The organism is Micromonospora sp. I033 (assembly GCF_053890995.1).
Genome location: NZ_JBSSLX010000287.1, coordinates 1 through 5,977, shown reverse-complemented (window position 1 = coordinate 5,977; position 5,977 = coordinate 1). Strand labels below are relative to the sequence as shown.

Below are 5,977 nucleotides of genomic sequence, written 5' to 3'. Positions count from 1 at the left end.
TTTTTCACAAGAAAATGACGGCAGACGACGGAAAGTGCGGTCTCGTGGGCACGGAGATGTGTAAAAGAACCAGACCCAGGGACCCCGCCGTGACGCAGCGGCAGCCGGTTCAGCTCACCGCGGCGAGGAACTCGCTGTAGAACAGGCCCAGCGCGATGGCCACGCCGATGCCGGCGATGATCCAGAACCGGACCACGATGTTGACCTCGCTCCAGCCGGCCAGCTCGAAGTGGTGCTGGAGCGGCGACATCCGGAACACCCGCTTGCCGGTGGTCCGGAACGAGATGATCTGGATCACCACGGACATCGTGATGATCACGAAGAGGCCGCCGATGATCGGCAGCAGCAGGATGGTCCGGGTGGACATCGCCATGCCGGCGATCAGGCCGCCCAGGCCCAGCGCACCGGTGTCGCCCATGAAGATCCGGGCCGGCGAGGTGTTCCACCAGAGGAAGCCGACGCAGGCCCCGGCCGCCGCCCCGGCGATCAGCGCGATCTCCAGCGGATCCCGGACGGTGTAGCAGTACGCCTCGGTGTAGTTCGGGTCGGCGCACCAGTGCCGGTACTGCCAGAACGCGATCAACGCGTACGCGGCGAGCACCATCACCGAGGCGCCGGTGGCCAGGCCGTCCAGGCCGTCGGTGAGGTTCACCCCGTTGGTCGCCGCCATCACCACCAGGATGATGACGATCACCGAGCCGATCTTGCCGATCTCCAGGGCCGGGATGTCCCGGATGAAGCTCAGCATGGTGCTGCCGACGGTCTCGGTGTTGGTCGCGTTGCCGCGGACGTCGGTCATGCTGCTCGGGAAGTACAGCGCCACCACGCCGAAGATCGCGCCGACCAGGATCTGGCCGGCGAGCTTGCCGCGCTTGTTCAGACCGCCGCTGTGCCGCTTGCGGACCTTCAGGAAGTCGTCGATGAAGCCGACGGCGCCGGAGAACACCATCAGCCCCAGCAGCACCAGCGCCGTGATGGTCGGCTCGACCTGGGCGATCTGGGCGTCCGGCAGGGTGGTCAGGGCCAGGTGGCCGGCGACGTACGCGATCACCGTGGCCAGGATGAAGACCACGCCGCCCATGGTCGGCGTGCCCTTCTTGCCCTGGTGCATGGCCGGGCCCTCGGCCCGGATCGGCTGGCCGGCCTTGAGCCGGGTGAACACCTTGATCGCGATCGGGGTGCAGAAGAGCGAGACCAGGAAGGCGACCCCGATGGCGACGATCACCGCCCTCATGCGGCCGAACCTTCCGCGGCGTCCGCGCGCAGCGCGTCCGCCACCTCCCAGGTGCGGTACCGGGAGCCCTTCACCAGCACCACGTCACCCGGACGTAGCTCGCTCCGCAGCACCTCGACGGCCGCCGCCTGATCGGTGAGCAGCACCGACTCTCCTCCCCAGTTGCTTACCGCTGTCGCGCCTTCGTGGATCGGCGCCGCCGGCTCGCCCACCACGAGCAGCCGGTCGACCCCCAGTTCGGCCGCGAGCCGGCCGACCTGCTGGTGCCCCTCCCGTTCGAAGTCGCCCAACTCGGCCATGTAGCCGAGCACCGCGACGGTACGCCCCGTCCCCCGCATGCTGGCCAGCGCCCGCAGCGCCACGCCGGTCGAGGCCGGATTGGCGTTGTACGAGTCGTCGATCAGGGTCACCCCGTCGGGGCGTTCGACGACGTCCATCCGGCGCGTGGAGACCAGGCCCAGCTCGCCCAGGGCCACCGCCAGGTCGGCCAGGGGCAGGCCCAGCTCGCGGGCGACCGCCGCGGCGGCCAGCGAGTTGGACACCTGGTGCCGGCCGGTCAGCCCGAGCCGCACCGGCGCGCTCCCCTCCGGCGTGACCAGGGTGTACGACGGCCGGCCCCGCCCGTCCAGCGTCACGTCCACGGCCCGCACGTCGGCCCGCTCGGACTCGCCGTACCGGACCACCCGGGCCTCGGTGCGCGAGGCCATCGCGTCGACCCGCGGGTCGTCGGCGTTGAGCACGGCCAGCCCGTCGGCGGGCAGCGCCTCGACCAGCTCCCCCTTGGCCAGCGCGATGGTCTCCACCGAGCCGAACTCGCCGAGGTGCGCCACCCCGACGTTGAGCACCACCGAGATCCGCGGCGGCACCACGTCGCACAGGTAGCGGACGTGCCCCACCCCGCGGGCGCCCTTCTCCATCACCAGGTAGCGGGTCTCCGGCCCGGCCTGCAACGCCGTGTACGGGTGCCCCAGCTCGTTGTTGAACGAGCCGGGCGGCGCCACGGTCGGGCCGAGCCGGACGGCGAGCTGGGCGATCAGGTCCTTGGTGGTGGTCTTGCCGGAGGAACCGGTAATTCCGATCACGGTCAGCCCGGGCAGCCGGTCGACCACCGCGCGGGCCAGCCGTCCCATCGCGTCGAGCGCGTCGCCGACCAGCACCATGGGCACGCCCGGCACCTCGCGGGTGCCGAGCACGGCCACCGCGCCGGCGGAGACCGCGCCGGCCGCGTAGTCGTGGCCGTCCACCTTCTCGCCCGGGAAGGCGACGAAGAGGCCGCCGGGGGTGACCTTGCGGGAGTCGAACTCCACCGAGCCGGTCACCCGGGCGTCCGGGTCGGCGGCGACCAGCCGGCCGTCGACCGCGGCGGCCACCTCGGCCAGGGTCAGCGGGATCATCGCTGCCCCACCAGGTCGCCGAAGCGGGCGCGCAGCGCCTCCGCCAGCTCCACCCGGTCGTCGAACGGCAGCACCTCGCCGTTGATCTCCTGGCCGCGCTCCTGGCCCTTGCCCAGCAGCGCCACGATGTCCCCCGGTTCGGCCACCCGGACCGCCTCCTCGATCGCGGCCCGCCGGCCGGGCGCCTCGATGATCCGCGCGCCGGTGCCCGCCGCGTACGCGCCGGCCAGCACCTCGGCCCGGATCGCGGCCGGGTCCTCGGTGCGCGGGTTGTCGTCGGTCACCAGCACCACGTCGGCGCCCCGCGCGGCGGTGGCGCCCATCACCGGCCGCTTGCCCCGGTCCCGGTCGCCGCCGGCGCCCAGCACGCAGACCAGCCGGCCGTCGGTCAGGCCCCGCAGCGCCGCCAGGACCGCCTCGATGGCGTTCGCCTTGTGCGCGTAGTCGACCACCCCGCGCACCGGCGCGTCGCCGCTGACCAGCTCCAGCCGGCCGGGCACCCCGCCGCAGGCGGCCACCCCGCGGGCCGCGGTGGCCGGGTCGACCCCGGCGGCCACCAGGGTGGCCACGGCCAGTAGCGCGTTGGCCACGTTGTGCCGGCCGGGCAGGGCCACCTGCGTGGGCAGGGTCAGCCCGTCCGGGCCGTGCACGGTGAAGCGCTGGGCGTAGCCCTCGCCGCCGACGCCGTCGGCCCACCAGGTGGCGGTCGGGTCGCCGGCCGCCGAGTAGGTCACGGTCGCCGGCTTGCGCAGCGGCAGCAGCGCCGGGTCGTCGTGGTTGAGCACCTCGACCCGGCAGCGCCCGTCGAAGAGCTTCGCCTTGGCGGCGAAGTAGTCCGCCTCGTCGGCGTGGAAGTCCAGGTGGTCGGAGCCGAAGTTGGTGTAGCCGCCGACGTCGAACCGGACCCCGCCGACGCGGCCCATGGCCAGGGCGTGACTGGAGACCTCCATGACCACGGTGTCCACCCCGCGCTCGCGGGCCACCGCGAGCATGGCGTGCAGGTCGGTCGCCTCCGGGGTGGTCCGGACGCTGTCGATCACCAGGTCGCCGAGCCGGGTCTCCACCGTCCCGATCAGGCCGGTGGTGTGCCCGGCGGCGCGCAGCCCGGACTCGATGAGGTAGCTCGTGGAGGTCTTGCCGGCGGTGCCGGTCACGCCGATCATGGTCAGCCCGGCGGTCGGGTCGCCGTAGACGGTGGCCGCGACCTCGCCGAGCACCGCCCGGGGGTCGTCGACGACCAGCACGGGCAGGCCGGCCCCGGCGGCCAGCGCGAGGCCGGCCGGGTCGGTCAGCAGGGCCACCGCGCCCGCTCCGGCCGCGGCGGCGGCGAACTCCGCGCCGTGCCGGCGGGCCCCGGGCAGGGCCGCGTACAGGTCGCCGGGGCGGACCTCCTGGCTGGCGTGGGTCACCCCGGTGACGGCGACCTCGGCGGCGCCCTCCGGCGGCGCTACGGCCAGCCGGGCGGCGAGATCGCCGAGCCGGACGGGACTCACGGTGGCGGGACGTGGATTGCCGGACACGGCGTCAGACCCTACCCGGTCGTCCGGTCCGGACCGCACAGCCGCCCCGGTGGTTCGTCCCCACTCACCGATGATGTCCCGCCGTGCCCGGTCAGTGCGGAAAGACCTCGAACTTCGGGGACCGGTCGGTCGCCGAGGGCGGCACCCGGTAGTGCCGGAGAGTGAAGGACATGATGTCCCGGAAGGCCGGCGCGGCCACCGCGCCGCCCTCGTCACCCGGGCTCCAGGCGAAGACCGCCACCACGTACCTCGGCTTCTCGGCCGGGGCCATCCCGATGAACGAGGCGACCGCGCCCGGCTGAAGCTTGCCGTTGTCGTAGCGCAGGCCGGTGCCGGTCTTGCCGGCCACCCGGTAGCCGGGCACCGCGGCGGCCAGGCCGGTGGCCCGCCCGTCCGGGCCGTCGACCGTGGTGACCGCCTCCAGCATCCGGCGCAGCGCGGCCGCGTTGGCCGGGCTGAGCACCGACCGGGTGACCGGGGTGGCGCCGGGCGTCTTCTTCCCGTCCGGGCCGATCACCTGCTTGATGAGGTGCGGCTGCACGTACGTCCCGTTGTTGGCGATGGCGGCGTACGCGGCGGCCATCTGCAGCGGGGTGGCGTCCACGCTGTGCCCGATCGGCACCGACCCGTAGGACGAGTCGCTCCACTGGTCGGCCGGGAGCAGCCGGCCGGGGGCCTCCCCGGGCATGCCCTCGCCGGTGGGCTGGCCCAGCCCGAAGCGCTTCTGGTAGTCGATCAGCCGGTCCGGACCCAGCTTGTCGGCGATCTCGATGGTGCCGACGTTGGACGAGAAGGCGAGCATCCCGGGGATGCTCATCTTCTGACCGTTGGCCGGGTGGGTGTCCCGGAAGGTCGTGTCGCCCTTCTCGATGGTGTTGGCCACCGGGAAGGCGGTGTCCGGCGTGATCACGCCCTCCTGGAGGGCCGCGCCGTAGGTGATCGCCTTGTGGATCGAGCCCGGGTCGACGATGAAACTGGTGGCCGCGTCCTCGCGGTCGGCCGGAGAGTTGACCTTGGTCGGGTCGGCCGCGTTGTAGGTGGGGAAGCTGGCCTGGGCCAGCACGTCCCCGCTGCCGACCTCGATGATCACCGCGGCGCCGACACTGTTGCGGGTCTGGGCCATCCCGTCGGACAGGATCCGCTGCGTCTGGAACTGGAGGTCGCGGTCGATCGTCAGCTCCAGGGAGCTGCCCGGTTGGGCCGGGGTGGTCTGGCTGTAGCCGCCGGGGATCGGCGCGGCCAGGTCGCCCTGGCCCACCTCGTAGCGCTTCCGGCCGGCCTTGCCCTCAAGCACCTCGTCGTACTTCGCTTCCAGGCCCTCGAGGCCGTTCATGTCCTGGCTGACGAACCCGATGAGGTTGGCGGCCAGGTCGCCGCCGGGCACCTCGCGCCGCTCGTCGCGGTGCACGCCGATGCCGGGGAGGTCCGCCGCCATGATCTGCTTGGCCCGGTCGATGTCGACACCGCGGGCCAGGTACTCGAACTGCGACCAGCCGCCGCCGGGCAGCTTGCGGGGCTTCATCTTCCCGGCCAGCTCCGAGGCGGGCACGCCGAGCAGCGGGGAGAGCACCCGGGCGGTGGCGACCGGGTCCTTGACCTGGGTGGGGTCGGCGAAGACGTACCGCGCCTCCACGCTGTGTGCGAGGGGGGCGCCGGTGCGGTCGTAGATCGCCCCGCGCGGGGCCGGCAGCTCGACCACGGCGAGCCGGTTGGCGAGCCCGCCGTCGGCGTACGCCGGGGTGCTGACGGTCTGGAGGAAGACCAGCCGGATCCCGATGGTGGCGAAGAGCGCCAGCACGAGCAGCGTGCCGAGCCGCAGCCGGCGGCGC

At 73.2% G+C, this 5,977-nt stretch carries 4 protein-coding genes; all 4 read right to left on the bottom strand.

Going from position 1 to position 5,977, the window contains the following annotated elements; translation table 11 throughout:
- Positions 1-109 precede the first annotated feature (109 nt).
- On the bottom strand, positions 110-1,234 hold the full coding sequence (mraY, locus tag ACW0Q9_RS28470; protein ID WP_456186510.1) for a phospho-N-acetylmuramoyl-pentapeptide-transferase: 1,125 nt from the start codon (positions 1,232-1,234) through the stop codon (positions 110-112).
- A complete protein-coding gene (locus ACW0Q9_RS28465; RefSeq protein WP_456186508.1) occupies positions 1,231-2,628 on the bottom strand; it encodes a UDP-N-acetylmuramoyl-tripeptide--D-alanyl-D-alanine ligase in 1,398 nt (465 codons plus the stop codon). The genes mraY and ACW0Q9_RS28465 overlap by 4 nt, the downstream gene beginning before the upstream one ends.
- A complete protein-coding gene (locus ACW0Q9_RS28460; RefSeq protein WP_456186506.1) occupies positions 2,625-4,187 on the bottom strand; it encodes a UDP-N-acetylmuramoyl-L-alanyl-D-glutamate--2,6-diaminopimelate ligase in 1,563 nt (520 codons plus the stop codon). The genes ACW0Q9_RS28465 and ACW0Q9_RS28460 overlap by 4 nt, the downstream gene beginning before the upstream one ends.
- Positions 4,188-4,239: 52 nt before the next feature.
- The coding region (locus ACW0Q9_RS28455; RefSeq protein WP_456186504.1) for a peptidoglycan D,D-transpeptidase FtsI family protein at positions 4,240-5,977 on the bottom strand (1,738 nt) is incomplete at its 5' end.